This window comes from Nitrospirota bacterium (assembly GCA_016212215.1).
Classification (GTDB): domain Bacteria; phylum Nitrospirota; class 9FT-COMBO-42-15; order HDB-SIOI813; family HDB-SIOI813; genus JACRGV01.
In genome coordinates this window covers 1-15,942 of record JACRGV010000046.1, presented here as the reverse complement: position 1 = coordinate 15,942, position 15,942 = coordinate 1, and the positions used below count along the sequence as shown (strand labels likewise).

General features: G+C 41.9%; 17 protein-coding genes and 3 tRNA genes. 1 reads left to right on the top strand and 19 read right to left on the bottom strand.

Annotation, left to right across the window (positions count from 1 at the left end; translation table 11 throughout):
- The first annotated feature begins 690 nt into the window (after positions 1-690).
- The gene (locus HZA08_04210) at positions 691-957 is read left to right on the top strand and encodes a hypothetical protein (protein MBI5192632.1); all 267 of its coding nucleotides are present in this window, start codon (positions 691-693) and stop codon (positions 955-957) included.
- Here the strand turns inward: HZA08_04210 and HZA08_04205 are convergent.
- From HZA08_04205 to HZA08_04115, 19 genes are all read right to left on the bottom strand, one after another.
- Positions 927-1,400, bottom strand: a complete 474-nt coding sequence (locus HZA08_04205; GenBank protein MBI5192631.1) for a type II toxin-antitoxin system VapC family toxin — start codon at positions 1,398-1,400, stop codon at positions 927-929. The genes HZA08_04210 and HZA08_04205 overlap by 31 nt on opposite strands.
- Positions 1,397-1,612, bottom strand: a complete 216-nt coding sequence (locus tag HZA08_04200; GenBank protein MBI5192630.1) for a hypothetical protein — start codon at positions 1,610-1,612, stop codon at positions 1,397-1,399. Before HZA08_04200 ends, HZA08_04205 begins: the two co-directional genes overlap by 4 nt.
- A gap of 35 nt (positions 1,613-1,647) precedes the next feature.
- Positions 1,648-1,719, bottom strand: a tRNA-Thr gene (locus tag HZA08_04195).
- Between the two features lie 4 nt (positions 1,720-1,723).
- Positions 1,724-2,545: a purine-nucleoside phosphorylase gene (locus tag HZA08_04190; protein MBI5192629.1), complete on the bottom strand. Its 822-nt coding sequence runs from the start codon at positions 2,543-2,545 to the stop codon at positions 1,724-1,726.
- A gap of 257 nt (positions 2,546-2,802) precedes the next feature.
- Positions 2,803-3,699 carry a DUF4115 domain-containing protein gene (locus HZA08_04185; protein MBI5192628.1) on the bottom strand — a complete coding sequence of 299 codons (897 nt, stop codon included), beginning with the start codon at positions 3,697-3,699 and terminating at the stop codon, positions 2,803-2,805.
- Entirely contained in the window at positions 3,696-4,460 is a 765-nt protein-coding gene (locus HZA08_04180; GenBank protein MBI5192627.1) for a tetratricopeptide repeat protein, read from the bottom strand. The genes HZA08_04185 and HZA08_04180 overlap by 4 nt, the downstream gene beginning before the upstream one ends.
- Positions 4,461-4,617: 157 nt before the next feature.
- Positions 4,618-5,544, bottom strand: a complete 927-nt coding sequence (locus HZA08_04175; GenBank protein ID MBI5192626.1) for a sugar kinase — start codon at positions 5,542-5,544, stop codon at positions 4,618-4,620.
- Positions 5,545-5,632: 88 nt separating this feature from the next.
- Positions 5,633-6,496 (bottom strand): S-methyl-5'-thioadenosine phosphorylase, encoded by an 864-nt coding sequence (mtnP, locus tag HZA08_04170; GenBank protein ID MBI5192625.1) that lies wholly within the window; start codon positions 6,494-6,496, stop codon positions 5,633-5,635.
- Positions 6,489-6,806 carry an RNA chaperone Hfq gene (gene hfq, locus HZA08_04165; GenBank protein ID MBI5192624.1) on the bottom strand — a complete coding sequence of 106 codons (318 nt, stop codon included), beginning with the start codon at positions 6,804-6,806 and terminating at the stop codon, positions 6,489-6,491. Before hfq ends, mtnP begins: the two co-directional genes overlap by 8 nt.
- Before the next feature lie 54 nt (positions 6,807-6,860).
- Positions 6,861-7,838 (bottom strand): tRNA (adenosine(37)-N6)-dimethylallyltransferase MiaA, encoded by a 978-nt coding sequence (gene miaA / locus HZA08_04160; GenBank protein ID MBI5192623.1) that lies wholly within the window; start codon positions 7,836-7,838, stop codon positions 6,861-6,863.
- 198 nt (positions 7,839-8,036) lie between these two features.
- Entirely contained in the window at positions 8,037-9,857 is a 1,821-nt protein-coding gene (gene mutL / locus HZA08_04155; GenBank protein ID MBI5192622.1) for a DNA mismatch repair endonuclease MutL, read from the bottom strand.
- Positions 9,858-9,875: 18 nt separating this feature from the next.
- Positions 9,876-10,802 carry a tol-pal system protein YbgF gene (ybgF, locus tag HZA08_04150; protein ID MBI5192621.1) on the bottom strand — a complete coding sequence of 309 codons (927 nt, stop codon included), beginning with the start codon at positions 10,800-10,802 and terminating at the stop codon, positions 9,876-9,878.
- A gap of 351 nt (positions 10,803-11,153) precedes the next feature.
- A complete protein-coding gene (locus tag HZA08_04145; GenBank protein MBI5192620.1) occupies positions 11,154-11,804 on the bottom strand; it encodes an OmpA family protein in 651 nt (216 codons plus the stop codon).
- A gap of 15 nt (positions 11,805-11,819) precedes the next feature.
- Complete coding sequence (gene tolB / locus HZA08_04140; protein ID MBI5192619.1) at positions 11,820-13,118, bottom strand: Tol-Pal system beta propeller repeat protein TolB; 1,299 nt, start codon at positions 13,116-13,118, stop codon at positions 11,820-11,822.
- Between the two features lie 115 nt (positions 13,119-13,233).
- On the bottom strand, positions 13,234-14,121 hold the full coding sequence (locus HZA08_04135) for a TonB family protein (GenBank protein ID MBI5192618.1): 888 nt from the start codon (positions 14,119-14,121) through the stop codon (positions 13,234-13,236).
- Between the two features lie 17 nt (positions 14,122-14,138).
- Positions 14,139-14,567 (bottom strand): biopolymer transporter ExbD, encoded by a 429-nt coding sequence (locus tag HZA08_04130; protein MBI5192617.1) that lies wholly within the window; start codon positions 14,565-14,567, stop codon positions 14,139-14,141.
- A 183-nt stretch (positions 14,568-14,750) separates the two neighbouring features.
- Positions 14,751-15,449 carry a MotA/TolQ/ExbB proton channel family protein gene (locus tag HZA08_04125; GenBank protein MBI5192616.1) on the bottom strand — a complete coding sequence of 233 codons (699 nt, stop codon included), beginning with the start codon at positions 15,447-15,449 and terminating at the stop codon, positions 14,751-14,753.
- 68 nt (positions 15,450-15,517) lie between these two features.
- A tRNA-Asp gene (locus tag HZA08_04120) sits at positions 15,518-15,595 on the bottom strand.
- A gap of 21 nt (positions 15,596-15,616) precedes the next feature.
- Positions 15,617-15,692, bottom strand: a tRNA-Val gene (locus HZA08_04115).
- Positions 15,693-15,942 lie beyond the last annotated feature (250 nt).

The window sequence follows — 15,942 nt, the reverse complement described above, 5'->3', positions numbered from 1 at the left end:
TCTTGCCATAAGCCCCCTCCTGTTTGTTAATATCAAGAGGAAATCTTACAGCATCGTTTAATAGAAAAAGTGGGGAATTGTTCTGAAACTATCTGGGGAATTGTTTTGATACTAAGTGGGGAATTTTGTTGAAACTCGACATGTAACGAAATTATTAAGGAACTCAAGAAGAAGTAAGATATTTAAAAGGGGACTCATAATGGATAACACAGCTAAGAAAATTCATCATCTCCTTCCAAATGGAAGATGTCCTAATTGTAATGAAAAAGTTAGGAAAGATAGACCAGGTTACACAGCCATCACGAAAGCAACTATATTAGAGTATAGCAAAACTGAAAGATATATAGTGTGTTACAAGTGTGACTTTTTAATACTCTATTATTGAAGACATAATTAAAATCTAAAGGGCGATAGGTCTCTTAGAAGACAAAATGCCGGGATTGGGAGTTGATTAATTCAACTGCTATCTCGGCTTTTTTTATTTTTGGGGAATGAATTTTTGGATAACCTCATGGCATATAGATTAGCCGATGTTTTCCCGTCTGCAATACAGCGGGAAAACATCGGCATAAGTATGATTGAAACGATTATGTCTCAGTCTTTGCCGGTTAATCACCGGCAAAGTAGTACCTTGCAATATGTGTAATCACCGGCAAAGTAGTACCTTGCAATATGTGTGAAGAGGGATTTATGGGCATCGATATGTTTAACCTGACAACTTATTCATCTGTAGATAGAAGCTATCTGGAAGAGATGGCAGAAATCACGGAAGATAGGTTTGAAAGGTCAATTTATAAATATGTCTGTAAATTCCCTTATGGTGAGGTTATGTGGAAGCCTCATAAATTTAGCCCTGAGACAAATGATAAAATCCCTTACACCAAAGTAGATATTAACCCAAAATATTTTTTCATTAACAAGTTTCATCAATCCTGTTTATCTTTGCTTTCATTTTGAATACCATGCACAGGATTAATCGTCTTATATCCCTGTAACTGGGCAACTCGGCAAAGATTGCTATCGGCAGAAACTAAAACCCAGTCCTTCTCTGCGATTATAGAAAAAACACCAAGTTGTAATGCATCAAGGGTTCTTAATCCATGGGCTTTACCATATTGCTTTAATAATGACTCAGCTTCTGTTATTACTGCATGACCAAATGGCTCACAATTAAAAGTTGTCAGTTCCTCAGTAAACCCTGACAGTGCTTCTGTCAGTTGGTCTTCTGTTATCTCTTTGTTCCTCACTCTACGGTATAAGGCACTTATGAATTCAACCCTTGCAAGCTCTGATATCCAGATATTATTATCGTCTGATTCAATAAGGGCTGATACCTGAGATGTACCTTCTTCCTCATGAAAAAATTTGACTAACGCAGAGGTATCAAAAAACAACTTCATATTCTGTCTTCCCTTGACAGGATAATATCATTACTCAGTGTCCCCTTACATACCTTCAAAATATCTCTTACCCTTTTATATGCCTGATGAGGCTTTTCAATCTGCTTCCTGCTCATCTTGCTCTTCAGTGAAAGTATCAGATCATAAACTATATTTAACTCGGACGGGCTTAATGTTTCCAACTCCTTCAATGTCTGTTCCTTAATTTTCATCAGTTACCCTCTTTATTAAAAGCTAAAATAATTGAAGCCGGGAACGGGAATCGAACCCACAACCTACGCATTACGAATGCGTTGCTCTGCCATTGAGCTACCCCGGCGGGTTTATTGTGATATGTTCGCCATGACACCCTTTATTATCAAACAGGCGTCTTTGCCGGCGGATGCTGCAGTTTTTATTACGTCTTCATGTGTCAGAACAACATCTGTTATTCCGGCAGCGGGATTGGTGATAATGGATAAGCCCAACACTTTCATGCTGAGGTATCTTGCCATTATGACTTCAGGTACAGTGGACATGCAGACTGCATCTGCACCTAATGTCCTGAGCATTTGTATCTCAGCAGGGGTTTCATAGGACGGTCCCTGCATTGCTGCAAGTATGCCGCAGTGTACTGATAAATCCGTATTGCCGCCTGCTTCAAGGGCTGTATTAATGAGCTCTTTATCATACGCCTCTGACATATCAATAAATATCGTTCTACCTTCTCCTCCGGCAGCACTCCGCAAAGGATTTATGCCCATCATGTTTATGTGATCTGTAATAACCATAATATCCCCAGGCTTAAATATGGGATTGATGCCGCCTGCTGAATTTGTAATGATTAAATATTTAACACCAAGCCCTGATAATACTTTAACCGGAAAGGTTATCTCTTCAACGTCATATCCTTCATAATAATGCACCCGCCCTTGTAAAATAACTATATCTGATCCTTTATATTTCCCTGTAACAAGTTTCGCCTTATGTCCTTCTACTGAGGGACAGGGAAACCCTGGAATCTTTTCATAAGGGATTTCAATTATCTCATCTAATATCCCTGTAACATCCCAACCGGAACCGGTTATGATGCCGATGGGAGGAGTTATTTTTCCTGTCTCTATAACATATTGAACAGCAGCGTGGAGTAAGTTGTTGTCATACATTCGAAAACAACCCCATCCCCACCCTACCCTTCCCCTTGAAGGGGAGGGAATTTTCATCAATCGATTTAAGTAACTCGCTCATTGACATTTCATTCAAAATACTCATAGCCCCCCCATCGAGAGAGGGGAACAAAGGTAGTATACCCTTCCACATATTGCAAATCTCAATTCTATTCTAACTTCTTGCATCTTACCTCTAATTTCTTGCTTCTAACTTCTTACTTCTTTCTTCTATCTTAAGCCTATCAACCTTCAGACTATCTCAATACCCCTGCACTTGTAACAACTACCCCCTTCAGCACCCCGCCGCTCTTTCCAAGAGGTTCCTGTTTCTTTCCGTTTATCTCCATGTCAATACCGCCTGCATTACCGACGGTTAAAATAATCTTTTCCTGAGCATTCCATGATACCTCTTCTCCAGGTTTGAGAAGTTTCTCCTGAATATTATTCCCGTCAATATTGGCCTGCATCCATGTAAGCTCTTTTGCATAAACTTTCATAGCCACAGGCTGTGTGGAAACAGGAACCGGCTGTCTCTGCTTAGCTTCACCCGAAAACAACCCCATCCCCACCCTACCCCTCCCCTTGAAGGGGAGGGAATTGTCATCATCCTTTGTGTGCGCCCCGCTCATGACCGGTTCATCCGATAATGAGACTGAAGGAGCATGGATATTTTTAGAACTTTGTATGGTTGTTGTCTCCCTCCCGCTGCTAAAAAATAAAACGAGCAATAAGATTACAACCAAACCTCCTGCTGATGTCAGGATTATTTTTATATTCTTCGGAGTAACCCTTATTCCGTTACCCTTATTTTTCTTATATTCCTCATGTGTATGGATTTTTAGAGTGTTTGATTCAGCCTTGTTTTTCTCCTTTAATCTACCTGTAATTTCATGTTCATCTATATTAAGGAATCTTGAGTATGAACGAAGGAATCCCTTTAGAAACGTATCTCCTGGAATCTTTGAAAATTCATCATTCTCTATGGCTTCAAGGTATCTTATATTTATCTTTGTTACCTGGGCCACATCCTCAAGGGTATGGCCGCAGGTAGTCCTTACCCTCTTGAGATAAGTCCCTATTGTCTCGTTTTCTTTCCTGTTTTCCTGTTTCACCTCTGCCTCTGCAAAGGAAATTGATGTCATGTTGCTCATTTTTTCAATAGATCAATATATTTCATAGAATCTGAAGCCGCACTGCTCTTAGGTGCGATTTCAATTACCTTCTTAAATGCCCCCAATGCCTCGTCTTTATTGCCTTCTTTCAGATATATAAGCCCAAGGTTATAATAGCTTTCTGAATTTGCCGGATCAAGTTTTTTAACACTTTCAAAAGATGCCTTAGCTTCATCAATCTTGCCGAGTTTCACATAAGTATTTCCGAGCCATATCTGAAACAATGTCATCTCAGGCTGGAGCCTTGCTGCCTCTTTTAGTTCCAGAACAGCATTATTATAATCCCCTTTGCTATAATATGCGTATCCAAGGTTGTAGTGTGCAAGTTGTGGTGTCGGATATTCAGGAACACTTAATGCCTTTTTGTAATCATCTATGGCCTCATCCCATTTCTCCATCTTTCCATAAACTGCACCAAGGCTGTTGTATGCCTCTCCATACGCAGGGTCTATTTTTATTGCAATAGTATACGCCTCAACCGCCTCCTTCAACTTTCCAATATTTACATAAACATAACCCATAGCATAATAATATGTCTTATCATCAGGATTTAATTGTATGGCCTGTTGAAACTCAACATAAGCCTTTTGCAGGTTATTCTCATTAAGAAATGCCCAACCTAATTTATAATGTACCTCCGCCTCCCGCTCCCTCTTTACCCTTGACTGCGTAAAACCGCAGGAAGTGATGAGGAACATTGAGATCAGAAGACTCAGCAGGATCAATTTATTTTTTTTCATGTGATATAACCCCATCCCCACCCTAACCCTCCCCTTGAAGGGGAGGGAATTGAAGTTTTTGTGACCATCCCTTTCAAGGGATGGAATTCTGAGACTCTTTTTCTTGTCTCTTTTTTTCCTTCTTGCCTCTGTCTGCTTACTGCTTACTGCTCACTGTTTACTGTTTAAACACCTCTCCCGGCTCTTCAAAGTGTGTCAGTTGTTTAAACTCCATGTACCTTTGCATTATCTCTTTATAATCAAGTGCCTTGATCCTGTTCAGGCTGAAATCCTCTACAACAAATGATGCCATGACACTGCCGAATATCACTGCCTGTCTCATGTTGGCCTCACTGAAGTTCTTTGTGTTCAGTAAATATCCCATGAATCCGCCTGCAAAACTATCACCTGCGCCGGTCGGGTCGAAGACACTCTCAAGCGGATATGCAGGTGCTGCAAATATGCTGTTTGAGTTAAACATCAGCGCCCCGTATTCTCCCCTTTTTATAATTAGATGCTTAGGCCCATAAGAACAAATTACCTTCGCTGCTTTAACAAGGTTAGGCTCTTTTGCAAGTTGTCTTGCCTCCCCGTCATTGATAATCAGAATATCTACATGCTTGAGTGTATCTATCAGTGCCTCTCTCTTTCCGGATATCCAGAAATTCATTGTGTCACAGGCAATAATCTTTGGTGAATTTACCTGCTTTAAAACATCCAGTTGAAGAGAAGGGTCTATATTTGCAAGAAAGACCCCATCGGAATCTTTATAAGATGAAGGTATTGCGGGTTTGAATGTCTCAAATACATTCAAATGTGTCTCAAGCGTATTAGCCTCATTCAATTGAAAACCATACTCACCTTTCCACCTGAATGTCTTCCCTGCCTGCTTCTCAAGCCCTTCTGTATTAACCCCCCGGCTTTTAAGGAAGGTTACATGCTGAGCAGGAAAATCTTCTCCTACTACAGCAACAAGATTCACGTCAGTAAAATAACTCGCCGCTGTAGAGAAATACGTTGCAGACCCTCCAAGTATCTCCTCTGCCTCACCAAACGGCGTCTTAACACTGTCAAATGCAACCGAACCGACTACAAGTAAACTCATACAACCTCCTTATTTCAAATGAAACCCCACCCTCACCCTACCCCTCTCCCTGAGGGAGAGGGAATTTATGTTTGTTATTATATTTTGCTTAATTAGTATATTTCCCAATAATCTCCTTCAATCTCTCCTTTGTTTCCGGTGCAATACTTTCACGGGCAGTAAGTATGGCATTACTCATTGCGTGTGAACATACACAGGTACGGTCATCTGATAGATTGTTTAGGGCCTCTTTTATTATCTTTTTTGAGGTCTCTACATTCTGATTCAATATCTCAATAATGGCATCTGTTGTAACATCCGCCTCCTCCTGATGCCAGCAGTCATAATCTGTGACAAGTGCTATAGTTGAATAGCATATCTCAGCCTCACGTGCAAGTTTTGCCTCAGTAACATTAGTCATCCCGATAACATCAACCCCCCATTTCCTGTAGATCAGAGACTCTCCCCTGGTAGAAAACTGAGGGCCTTCTATACACAAATAAACGCCGCCCTTATGAACCTTTGCCCCAACACCTACTGCTGCCTTATAAAGAACAGCCGCAAGGTCAGGACACACAGGGTCCGCAACCGAAACATGGGCAACGATACCGTCACCAAAGAATGTGCTGACCCGATGCTTTGTATTATCATAAAACTGGTCCGGTATTACAATATCCTTAGGGTGAAGGTCCTCTTTCATACTGCCGACAGCACTCACGGATATTATCCTCTTCACGCCCAGTTTTTTCATCCCATAAATATTGGCCATGAAGTTCAGGTCTGTAGGTTGAATCTTATGTCCCCTCCCGTGTCGCGGCAGGAAGGCAACCCTCTTACCCATCAGGTCACCGACAATGTATTTGTCTGAAGGTTTGCCGAATGGCGTATCAACAGCTATCTCCTCAACATGTTCAAGCCCTTCCATTTTGTACAAACCGCTTCCGCCAATAACACCGATCTCTATATCAGGCATTTACAACCTCCTCAGCACTTTTCACATCAGGATTCTTTTCGTTCATTTTAATCTCTTCCGGCTTTTTCTCTTCTGCCTGTTCCCCTCTTAAATCAAAATCTTTTATCGCCTTCTTTGGAACTATCAGGGCTACAGAGTGTTTGTAAATAAGATGCTGATTTTCTCCTTTCAGAAGAATGCTGAAATTATCAAATCCTTTTATAACACCGGTAATCTTAGTACCATTCAATATATGAATAGTAACAGGAGTCCTCTCTTTTCTAAGGTGATTTAAGAATTGATCCTGAAGATTGATTGTAGACTTGCTCATAATCCGCTCCTTTCAGTACATGACACAAATTGGTTTCTTCCTGCATCTTACATCTTATTTCTTGCTTCTAACTTCTTGCTTCTTTCTTCCGACCGCTTCTGCTATTTCTTTAAAATGTGACTGATCCTCCTTTACAGAAAACCACTGTATCCTCACATCCCTTCTGAACCAGGTAAATTGCCTCTTTGCATATCTCCTGCTATCCCTCTTCAGCAGGCTGACTGCTTCATCCCTGCCATACATACCATTTATATACCCTGCAAACTGTTTGTACCCAAGCCCATTCCGGAGCGGGGCAGAATATCCATACTTATGCAATAAACCCCTCACTTCATTTTCAATCCCCTGTTCTACCATATTTTGCACCCGTTCTTCAATCTTTTTATACAATTCACCCCGTTCCATGGTAAGACCGACCATAATCGGGTGATAACGATTTTCTCTAAAACCATGAGAACTCTGTATCTCTGACATTGGGATACCTGATTTTTCAAACACCTCCAAGGCCCGGACAATCTTTATTGTGTCATTAGGTTCTACCCTTCCGGCAGAAACAGGGTCAATCTCATTTAATTTTTTATGGAGATGTCCTCTCCCGAACTGTTCCTCCTCTTCAAATAACCTTTTCCTGAATTCAGCATCTGCCGCAGGTGCATCACACAACCCATCAACAAGCCCCCGTATATAAAGCCCGGTACCGCCTGCTATTATGGGTATCTTACCTCTATCGTAAATCCCTTCAATTACCGGCCCTGCTTTTCTAACATATTCACCGACACTGAATCCCCTGTCCGGCTCAACTATGCTTATCATGTAATGGGGAATACCCTGCATCTCTTCAGCAGTCGGTTTGGCAGTACCGATATCCATACCTTTATATACTTGCATGGAATCAGCGCTTATGACCTCAGTATCAAAGAGTTTTGCCAGATACACCGCAAGGGCGCTCTTACCTGTTGCTGTAGGCCCTGCAATTACAATGAGCGGCCTTTTTTCTCTGCTTCGTCCTGTTTCACTGTTTGTCTGGCTCACCCTAAAACCCCATCCCCACCCTAACCCTCCCCTTGAAGGGGAGAGAACACAAGAAAGACATCCTAGCTTCTCCTTTGCAGGGAAGGGAAATTTCCTCTCCCTCAGGGAGAGCTGCAATTAAATTCCTTCCAAATCCCTCCACCCTCTTTTGCGGGGGGAGGCAGGAGGGGGGATCAGGGTGAGGGTGGGGTTTCCATATCACTTCCTTCCAAACATCCCTGCAAGGTCATTAAACGAGAACTTCCTTATCACCGGCCTGCCGTGTGGGCAGGTATACGGCATCTCAGTATTCAGAAGGTCTTTTACGAGTATTGCCATCTCTGCTGATGAGAGTAATCCGTTTGCCCTGACAGCAGAATGACACGCCTTTCTGCTCAGTACCGCCTTTATAACATCATCAAAGACAGTTAACCTCATGTCATCTCCCGGTGCATAATCACCTGATATAATCTCAGAGATCATATCTGTAAGCAATACCTTTATATCTTCTCCTGAAAAAACAGCCGGGACAGACCGTATTATAAAAGACCTGCCGCCCATCTCCTCTATATCAAATCCTATTTTATTTAAGAAGGATATATATTGAATCAGTATCTGAACTTTATCAAGACTTAATTCAATAGTCTCAGGTATCAGCAGATACTGGGCATCGCTTCTGCCGTTCTGATAGCCTCTCTTCAGCCTGTCATATATAACACGCTCATGCGCGGCATGCTGGTCAATTATATTCAACTCACCATCTATCTCTGTAATAATAAACAGCACACCTATCTGCCCCAGAATCCTTATTGATGGTCCGGCTGGGATCTCCTGAACATGAAAGGACCTGTCAAATCCCTCGTGTGCATTTGAATATCTCTCCGGCGGGGTTGGAAAACCCCGCCTATCCGGGTACAAATTAAGGATTGAAGAAACATTCTTGTCCCACCCGTTTTCATTTATTCCTTGAAGGATAGGCGGGACATTCTTGTCCCGCTCATTTTCATCATTCTTTGAAATCTCCCCTGTTACAGGGATTTTCTTTGTCCTGAGAGAACCCCTTATTGCATCAATGACAAGATTATGAATATATTGGCTGTCCCTGAACCTTACCTCCCTTTTTGAAGGATGGACATTGACATCTACTAAGGCAGGGGCCATGTCAATAAAAAGGATCACCATAGGATGCTTATCACCGGGAATTAAATCCATGTAAGCCTGCTGAACAGCATGTGACAGGGCCGGATTCTTTATGTATCTCTTATTTACAAAAAATATCTGATTCTCCTTATTCTTAAAAATATGATACGGTCTGGATACAAGTCCGTAAATACTATATCCTTCAGTATTAAAAGAGATAAAAGCAAGGTCTTTTGATGCATCTTCTCCGTATATCTGAAATACCCTTTCTTCAAGACTCTTTACAGGAGGAAAATCAAGTACAGGTTTATTATCCCTGTTTACATCATAAAGCGTAAAGTGTAATCCCTTGTTTGCAAGGGCATTATGGGTAACGATACTCAGGATATGTCCATTCTCTGTATTCTGACTTTTGAGAAAACTCTTCCTTGCCGGGACATTGAAAAATAAATCCCTGACCTCTATCTCAGTCCCTTCAGGACACCCGGTGTCTGTACTCTTAATCAGCCTTCCGCCTTCTATCTCAATGAATGTTCCTGCTATCTCATGCCTCTCACGGGTATTAAGGCTTACACGTGCTACAGACGCTATGCTTGCAAGGGCCTCACCACGGAATCCCATTGTATGAATATTGAACAGGTCTTCATTAGCAGATATTTTACTCGTTGCATGTCTGTCAAATGCAACGATGGCATCATTCCTGCTCATGCCGATACCGTCATCTGCAACTGAAATCAGTCTTGCCCCGCCCTTTTCTATCCTTATAATAATTTGAGATGCACCAGCATCAATAGAATTTTCTATGAGTTCTTTTACTACTGCTGCAGGCCGCTCTACTACCTCACCGGCTGCAATCTGATTAGCAAGTTCTTGTGTAAGATGTTTGATTCTGTCAGGCATGGAATAAATTTAAATTCTTCATTTTATTTCACTTAGCTTTACCTTTGCGAGGGATGCCTCATGCGCGTTGGGGAATTGCTCAACAACTTTTTTAAAATACACTATTGCCATATCCTTATCCCCCATCTTTTCATAGACATAGCCAATCTTCAGAAATGACCCTGCTACCTTATCACTTTTTGGATATTCATCAGTAACCTTCTTAAATTGTTTAACAGCATTCTCGTATTCGCCCTTGCTGTAATAACTCTCACCAATCCAGTACATTGCATTAGGTGCAAGGTTGCCGTCCTGAGCCTGACTCAGATAATTTGTAAATCCTGTAATTGCAATCTCATAATTACCTGCAACATAATCTTTAAATGCCTGATTATACAATTCAGAAGGAGGTGTTGGCGGCTGCACTGCGGCAGGCTGAGGGGACTGCTCATTGTCGGAAGAAAGCTTAACAGAGGCCGCAGAAATTTCTTTTAGTGTTGACTCTATTTGATCAACCTTTCTTGTTAATTCTTCAACTGCTGCATCCTGGTTATCCGCATTCTCCGACAACTCCATAACCTTATGGCTGTTTTCTTCAAGACTGCCCTGTATTACCTGCACATCTGTAGACAACTGGTCAAACCTGATCTCAAAATTGGCCTGATTCTTTTGTAATGCCTCAATAGCCTCTTTTGTTTTTCCTTCAGACCGTTCATATCTGGCCGACCTTTCCATATCCTCCTTTGTCTGCTCGCCTGAACGCTCCTGCTGTTGAACCGGATTGGCTTTCTGAAGCTGAGTCACATCTCTCTGCATCTCCAGAAGCATCCCCTTCATAATCTTAACCTCATTTTCCATATCCAGCATGTCTGCCTGCATTGCACAGCCGGAGACAGTAACCATCATTATCCCTATCGCAAATAACAGGACCTTCCTCATCACAAATTCCTTTCTAACCGAGTTCATCCGACAATCCCTTCCGGCGGGGTAAGAAAACCCCGCCTATCCATATCAACGAGGATAGGCGGGACTTTCTTGTCCCGCTGATTTTCATGGCCCTTTGTGAACCCTCGGTTCATGGGAGTTCATCCGACAATCACCCCCCCCATGCCCCCCCTTGAAAAAAGGGGGGGATTTTCGTTTTCCTTTTCTAACGTGGAGAATGTTTTAGTCTTTTCTTACTTCTTGCCTCTTACCTCTTGCTTCTTACTTCTTACTTCTTGCTTCTTGCCTCTTGCCTCTTACTTCTTACTTCTTGCTTCTTACTTCTTGCTTCTTGCCTCTTACATCTTACTTCTTGCCTCTTACTTCTTTCCTCTACTCCCCTGCTATGACAAAATGCCCTCTCCGGTTCTGCACCCAGCAATCTTCAGTATGTTCTGAGCAAAATCCCTTCTCTTCTCCAAAACTTATTACCTCAATACGGTCAGGAGAAATACCGCGTGCAATCAGGTATCTTTTTACAATATTTACCCTCTTTTCACCGAGAGAAAGATTATATTCGTTTGTTCCACGCTCATCAGCATAACCTTCAACCCGTATAATAGCAGAACCTTTTTTCGATAGCCATGACACGTTATTGTCAAGGGTCTTTATATCCTCATCCTTCAATGTCACAGCATCATAATCATAGAATACATCTTTCAAGTTAATCAACCATGATGTATCTTTATTTTCTCCATTATTTTTATCACCCCATTCTGTCGTCTCTCTGCTGTTAATGTCCTTTTCCATTAAATCAGGGTTAAGCATGGTAAGCGGCTCCGTAATAACCTCTTCTGTCTCATTATTAATGTACGGCTTTTCTATATTCACAATTGTACTTGTCTTTATCTTATTTGAACGTGAAGCCTTAGAATCAGGAGATAATTTATCTACAGTTGTTACCCTCTTTGAACAACTGCTGAATACAAAAAGCATTACTAATAATGTAATTACAACTCCTCTTCCTTTTTTCAACATATCCATTCAAAATCCCTCCACTTAATTAGGAGACCAATCCGGTCCCAAGTTGTTACCCATATTGTTTCCATCTTTGCCTGTTAATTTTTCTATATTACTTCCATCTGCATTCATTACATAAATATTCCACTTTCCACTTCTTGAAGATGCAAACACTATCTTTTTCCCATCAGAAGACCATGACGGCGATTCATCACTGCCGCCCCCGCCTGTTATCTCCCTTAGCTTACTGCCGTCCGGGCCGATAGTACAGATCTTAAATTCTCCCCCCCGCCTGCATGCAAACGCTACCTTATCCCCCTTTGGAGACCATGCAGGGTCACTATTATACTCCCCCTTAAATGTCAGACGCCGTATATTCGTACCATCCGTCTTCATAATATATATCTGAGGACTTCCTCCCCTGTCTGAAGTAAATGCAATCTCTTCCCCTGTGGGAGACCATGTCGGAGACACATCTTCTCCCCGCATATACGTAATCCTCTTCAAATCCTTCCCCTCTTTATCAGAGGTATAAATCTCCGAGTTTCCATCTCTGCTTGAGGCATAAGCCAGCCGCTTACCGTCAGGCGACCATGCCGGTGATATATCAAGACCCTGATAATCCGTTACCCGCCATCTCATACTTGTGGTTAAATCTACAACATAAATATCCGGGTTACCATCCCTGTAAGATGTATATGCTATCAACCTCCCATCAGGCGACCATGAAGGAGAAAGGTTTAAAGACTTATTACCTGTAATCATTTTAGAGGAAGAGCCATCGTAATCCATGATGTATAGCTCCTTCTGCCCCGTTCTGTCGGATAAATAAACGATCCTGCTCTGTGCAATCCCCTTTTCCCCTGTTAATCTGAATACAATCTCATCAGCAAACCTGTGGGCAAGCCTGCGTATTAGATTATTATTTCCTACATATCTCTTTGAAAAGATCAACTCTCCGCCGCCTGTTTCAAAGAGTTTCCCATCCATCTTGATAACCCTGTCTTCCCGTAAGATCATTGCAACTATCAAAGACTCTACGCTTAACGAGCCTACCTGTCCGCCGGCCTTTTCATTTAACTTTGAAGCACTAACATCAATATCTATCCCATCATTCTTCACAAGGTTAAAATATGAAGACCTCTCAAGGTCTGCCTCAAGTATCCCCTTTATCTCAGCAATTAATTCATGGTCATCCCCTTTAAGGACAATTGTCACAGGAATCTTCTCTGCCTCACCCTTTGTAGTTTCCAGATAAACATCCTCAGCAAAAGAGATTCCTGAGAGAATAACGGTGAGGAATAAGAATAAGAGCCATGTATGTACTGTTTGTTTCATGCGTTAGATCCCCACCCTCACCCTAACCCTCTCCCTGAGGGAGAGGGAATCTATATTTGATGCCCTCTCCCTATAAAGGGAAGGGATTTCCTTCTTACTTCAGCCTAACTTCCTCTTACCCCTTACCTATTTTTTCAAATATAAACTTATACCTCACCCTGAGAAAATTTTCCTTATATCCTTTTGGCAGAGGCGGGAAAGGGGCTGATACAGAAACCGCCCTCACAGCAGTCTGGTCAAAATAGGTATCTCCTGACGACTCGAAGACCCTAACATTGTCAATCCTGCCGTTTCTCTGAATCGTAAACTCCACAACAGCCTTTTTAACATGGGAATATGTTACAGGTTGATTCCACCTGTTGTCCACCTTATTCTTTATCAATCCAAGATAATAGTCATATTTAAAATCAGGCACATCTACTGCCGGCCCTGCTGTCCCCGCTATACCGCCTGTTATACCTCCGGTTATACTATTCGACCATGGCGTTGTCAGCTTAGCCTCCTGTGTACCCGAAGGCCCTTTAGACGCAAGTCCGGTTTGAACAGAGGCGGGGGAGTTTCTAACTTCAGAACCCTGAGCTGCTGCTTCTTCACCCTGTTTCTTAATTTCAAGCGGTGGGATAGTACCGGATTTTATTACTGCATCTTCATGTGGTTTTCCTGTCTCTGACTTCTTGATTCTTGCTTCTTGCTTCTGACTTCTTACTTCTTGCTTCTCGATTTTGATTTCCTGCTTCCCACTGCTTACTGCTGACTGCTTACTGCTAACTGAGATATTCTCATGATTAGTATTCGATAAACCGACAGCCGGACCATCTACAAGATTTACCTGCACAGTAGTAAAAGGTTTATACATCCTGTCATAAGAACCGTTCTTTGTAAATAAGTTAAAAGATAGAAGGGAAAACAATATAAGGATGTGGAAGATTAAGGAAATAGAGAATGTCCATTTTAAATTAAACTCTTGCCCGCTCCTGAGCATAATATCCATATTACTACTCATCCTTAATTATCTCTGCCTTATTTTAAATCTGAAAGCGGCTCTGTAACCATTCCGAGCTTATCTATACCTATCCTTTTAATAGTATCCATTACCTCAATGATAGTCCCATAAGGCACATCTTTATCTGCCTTCAGATATACGGTAGTATCTGACCCAGTCTCCTTTTTTTGAAGAAGCACCTGCTCAAGCCTGCTTAATGAAACCGGATTGTTATCTACATGAATTCTATGTTCCCTGTCAACCGTAATCACTACCCTCTGTCCCGGCTTAATGGTATTAACAGATGACTTAGGCAGGTTAATATCAATCCCGCGATACATAAGAGGGGCTGAGACCATAAATATTATCAGCAACACAAGCACCACATCAATAAACGGTACCATATTGATCTCACTCAATAACCTGTGCCGCCTGCCTTCCCCGCCTGTTTCACCAATATCGTGCATAATGAGTTACCCTAAAAACCCATCCCCACCCCCCGATTACTACTTCGGGGGCAAGCTCTAACACTCCCCTTGAAGGGGAGGGAATTCTCATAGCCCCCTCTCCCTCAGGGAGAGGGTCAGGGTGAGGGTGGGGTTGTGTCATCCTGAGCTTGTCGAAGGATGATTCCATTGCAATCTTACCTCTTACTTCTTGCTTTTGACTTCTGGCTTCTGCTCAGTAGATATTCCCTCCGCCTCCAGCATTGATAACATTTCATCTGCAAATATATCCATCCTTGTAGTGAGCTTTCTCACCCGGCTCAGTAAGTAGTTATATCCGATAACAGCAGGGATAGCTGTTGCAAGCCCGATACCTGTAGTTATCAGGGCCTCAGCAATACCAGGTGCCACGGCTGCAATATTTGCTGTCCCCTGTAAACCAATCTGCTGAAAGGCATGTATAATGCCCCAAACAGTCCCGAAGAGTCCTATAAATGGTGTCACATTCCCTGTTGTCGCAAGGAACGGCAGATAACCCTCGTAATAAGTAACCTCTCCCTCAATAACACCCCTTAGTCTCCTTCTTATAATATTCAGTCCTTCCTTACCCCTATTTATCTCTTCAAATTTCGTGCGGCCTTCTTTAAAGATATTCATAAGGGGGTTATCTCCCTTTTCATTAATGGAAGGGTCAATCTGATGGATACTGTCTATCTTAGAAAAGATTCCCAGGAAATCCGCAACATTCTTTTCAGTCCTTCGAATCTGAAAGAACTTGTAGAATATAATTGCCCATGAAAAGATTGAAAACAGAAAGAGGATCAGCAGGACTATCTTTGCAACTATCCCTGCTGAAAGTATCAGTTTAAAGAGTTCAGATTCTATGTTACCTGATAAAGGCATCTATTAAAAAACCCATCATTTTTAATAACATTTCCGGTTATTAAAAAACTGATGGGTTGAAGGATAAATGGCGGGGCCGACGAGACTTGAACTCGCGACCTCCTGCGTGACAGGCAGGCGTTCTAACCGTGCTGAACTACGACCCCGCATAAAAAATTAAAATTCAATGGTAGGCGGAACAGGGATCGAACCTGTGACCTCAGCCTTGTAAGGGCTGCGCTCTCCCAATTGAGCTATCCGCCCGTTAATAACGTTACAAAACACAATCAACCTTGTTACGTTCGGGAAGTATCCTAACAACTTTGATAAGTATTGTCAATAATCAATAATTTGGAATATATTTATTATTTCTTATGAGGCTCTTGCAAAAGTAATAAAATAAGTGAATTTTTCTGAATTTATTTGGTGTAAAATTGCTCTCCTTTTGGTAGAATATGTTTGTTAAAAAATACCACACAAAAGGAGAGCCGATGAACTTGAGAGATAAAATATC